The sequence below is a fragment of the Brevibacterium picturae genome, assembly GCF_030453725.1.
Lineage (GTDB): Bacteria > Actinomycetota > Actinomycetes > Actinomycetales > Brevibacteriaceae > Brevibacterium > Brevibacterium sandarakinum_A.
Genome location: NZ_JAKDJU010000268.1, coordinates 1 through 2822, shown reverse-complemented (window position 1 = coordinate 2822; position 2822 = coordinate 1). Strand labels below are relative to the sequence as shown.

Here is a 2822-nt window from a genome sequence, read left to right as displayed (position 1 = left end):
CGATGCGGACCTCGATGCGGCGATCAACGCCACGGTCTTCGGCGTCTTCTCCCTCAACGGAGAACGCTGCACCGCCGGCTCGCGCATCCTCGTCGAGGAATCGGTCTACGAGGAGTTCGTCGAACGCTACGCCGCCCAGGCCAAGCGCGTGAAGGTGGGTCTGCCCTCCGATCCCACCACCGAGGTGGCCGCACTGGTCCACCCCGAGCACTACGACAAGGTCATGTCCTACGTCGAAATCGGCAAGGAAGAGGCTCGCCTCGTCGCCGGCGGCGGCCGCCCCGAAGGGTTCGAGACCGGCAACTTCGTGGAACCGACCGTGTTCGCCGACGTCTCACCCGACGCACGGATCTTCCAGGAGGAGATCTTCGGGCCCGTCGTCGCGATCACCCCGTTCAAGTCCGATGAAGAGGCCCTCCAGCTGGCCAACAACACGAAGTACGGCCTGGCCGCCTACATCTGGACCTCCGATCTCAAGCGGGCACACAATTTCTCGCAGGCCGTCGAATCCGGCATGGTGTGGCTGAACTCGAACAACGTCCGCGACCTGCGCACACCCTTCGGCGGGGTCAAGGCCTCGGGCCTCGGCCACGAAGGCGGCTACCGTTCGATCGACTTCTACACGGAACAGCAGTCCGTGCACATCAACCTCGGCGAGGTCCACAATCCCGTCTTCGGGAAGCAGTGAAAGGTTTCTGCAATGACTGACACCATCCCAACCCCCTCGGTTCCGGCTCCGGACGTCCTGCGCTGCGCGTACATGGAGATCGTCGTCACCGATCTCAAGAAGTCCCGTGACTTCTACGTCGACGTCCTCGATCTGCAGGTGACTGAGGAAGACGAGAACGCCATCTACCTGCGGTCGATGGAGGAGTTCATCCACCACAACCTCGTGCTGCGTCAGGGACCGACGGCGGCAGTTGCCGCATTCTCCTACCGCGTTCGCAGTCCCGAGGACGTCGATGCCGCCGAGGCGTTCTACCGTGAACTCGGATGCCCAGTCGTGCGAAAGAAGGACGGATTCGTCCGCGGCATCGGTGACTCTGTGCGCGTGCAGGACCCATTGGGCTTCCCGTACGAATTCTTCTACGAGGTCGACCACGTCGAACGCCTGGCCTGGCGCTACGACCTCTACTCGCCCGGAGCGCTGGTGCGCATCGACCACTTCAACCAGGTCACCCCGGACGTGCCGAAAGCCGTGGCGTACATGGAGGACCTGGGCTTCCGGGTCACCGAGGACATCCAGGACGCCGAAGGCACCGCCTACGCGGCGTGGATGCGCCGCAAATCGACCGTGCACGACACCGCGATGACCGGTGGCGATGGACCGCGCATGCATCACGTCGCGTTCGCCACTCACGAGAAGCACAACATCCTCGCCATCTGCGACAAGCTCGGCGCGCTGCGCCTGTCCGACGCAATCGAGCGCGGTCCCGGTCGCCACGGCGTCTCGAACGCCTTCTACCTCTACCTGCGCGACCCCGACGGTCACCGGATCGAGATCTACACGCAGGACTACTACACGGGCGATCCCGACAATCCGCGGGTGACCTGGGACGTTCATGACAACCAGCGCCGCGACTGGTGGGGCAACGCCGTCGTCCCGTCCTGGTACACCGATGCCTCGACGGTCCTCGACCTCGAGGGCAACCCGGTTCCGCTGACGAACCGCACCGACGACTCCGAAATGGACGTCACGATCGGCGCCGACGGGTTCTCCTACACCCGCCGTGAGGATGCGACGACGAACTTCGGTGAGCGCTCCGGCGCTGACGACGGAGAAGACGAGTTCAAATTGGGACACCAGCTCTGAGGAGACGCGCACATGCTCGATGAGACAACGATCGCGGCCATCGCCGATGGTCTGGCACAGGCGGAGAAGAACCGGTCGAAGATCGGCCTGCTCACGGCTCAGTACCCCGACATGACCGTCGAGGACTCCTACGCCGTGCAGAACGAATGGCGTCGCCGAGGCGAGGCCTCCGGGCGCAGGCTGATCGGTCATAAGATCGGTCTGACCTCGAAGCCGATGCAGCAGGCGACGGGGATCAGCGAACCCGACTACGGGGCGATCTTCGCCGACCAGGTCTACGACACGGGATCGGTCATCGACCACTCGCAGTATTCGGGTGTGCGCGTCGAGGTCGAACTTGCCTTCGTGCTGAAGGACGAGCTGCGCGGACCCGATATCAGCCTCATCGATGTTCTGCGCGCCACCGAATACGTGGTGCCGGCACTCGAGGTGCTGTCGTCTCGGATCGAGATGGAGGGACGCACCATCGTCGATACGATCTCTGACAATGCTGCGCTGGGGGCTATGGTCCTCGGCGGTCGTCCGATGGCCGTCGACGCGGTCGATCTGCGCCGAGTCGGTGCGCTTCTCTATCGCAACGAGTCGATCGAGGACTCCGGTCTCGCCGCCGCCGTCCTCGACCACCCTGCCCGCGGCATCGTGTGGTTGGCGAACAAGCTGGCCGAACACGGCGATGTCCTGAAGGCCGGGGAGACCGTTCTGGCTGGGTCCTTCACCCGCCCCATGTGGGTCAGCCCGGGTGACACCGTCCACGCCGACTACGGAGACTTGGGAGTCATCACATGCCGTTTCAAGTAGAACTGCCACAGACACTCACCCAGCGCGTTGCGAAGTTGGGCGACGGGGAGTACTTGGCCGGAATGTGGGTCTGCTCCGGCTCGCCCGTGGCCGCGGAGATCGCCGCAGCCTCGGGGATGCAGTGGGTGCTCATCGACGCCGAGCATTCGCCGATCGATCTGCAGATCACGACGAGCCTGCTCCAGGCCATGAACGGATACCCCGCGACCCC

3 protein-coding genes and 1 pseudogene are annotated in these 2822 nt (G+C 64.3%); all 4 read left to right on the top strand.

All coding sequences use genetic code 11. The annotated features are described in order from the left end of the window. Positions 1-688: aldehyde dehydrogenase family protein (locus L0G76_RS15355; RefSeq protein ID WP_304358007.1), on the top strand; the 688-nt coding region annotated here is incomplete at its 5' end. A 12-nt stretch (positions 689-700) separates the two neighbouring features. Beyond that, positions 701-1813, top strand: a complete 1113-nt coding sequence (gene hpaD / locus L0G76_RS15350) for a 3,4-dihydroxyphenylacetate 2,3-dioxygenase (protein ID WP_304358006.1) — start codon at positions 701-703, stop codon at positions 1811-1813. A gap of 12 nt (positions 1814-1825) precedes the next feature. Further along, entirely contained in the window at positions 1826-2611 is a 786-nt protein-coding gene (locus L0G76_RS15345) for a fumarylacetoacetate hydrolase family protein (protein ID WP_304358005.1), read from the top strand. Continuing rightward, positions 2596-2822 (top strand): annotated as a pseudogene (locus L0G76_RS15340) (2-dehydro-3-deoxyglucarate aldolase); the annotation flags it as partial. The gene L0G76_RS15345 and the pseudogene L0G76_RS15340, both read left to right, overlap by 16 nt.

What these genes read in the sequence shown, in the direction of transcription:
- hpaD (WP_304358006.1), top strand. Translation starts at nt 701, where the DNA reads ATGACTGACACCATCCCAACCCCCTCGGTTCCGGCTCCGGACGTCCTG.
- L0G76_RS15345 (WP_304358005.1), top strand. Translation starts at nt 1,826, where the DNA reads ATGCTCGATGAGACAACGATCGCGGCCATCGCCGATGGTCTGGCACAG.